Raw genomic sequence first — 286 nt, forward strand, 5'->3', positions numbered from 1 at the left:
GAGAGCGTGCCGGCATAGCGACCGGGCGCCGCATCGGCCGGGGCGGAGACGGCCACCTCCACCTCGGCCGGCGCGCCCGAGCGCAGCGTCAGGCTCGCCGGGCTGATATGCACGGCGCCGGCCGGGATGCGGCCGCCCGGCCCGACCATGTCGCCGGCCGAGAGCGTCACCGTCACCGGCCCCTCCCCCGGCTCCAGCGCCAGGTCCAGCAGCATGCGGCCGCGCTCGCCGGGCCGCAGTGGTCGGCGGATCCGCAGCGGCGCCACCCCGGCCCGCCCGGCCTCGG

Annotated in this window: 1 protein-coding gene; it reads right to left on the reverse strand. The window is 80.4% G+C overall.

The annotated features are described in order from the left end of the window. The coding region (locus tag E2L08_RS16880) for a hypothetical protein (RefSeq protein ID WP_133398236.1) at positions 1-215 on the reverse strand (215 nt) is incomplete at its 3' end. Positions 216-286 lie beyond the last annotated feature (71 nt).

This window comes from Palleronia sediminis (assembly GCF_004358695.1).
Lineage (GTDB): Bacteria > Pseudomonadota > Alphaproteobacteria > Rhodobacterales > Rhodobacteraceae > Palleronia > Palleronia sediminis.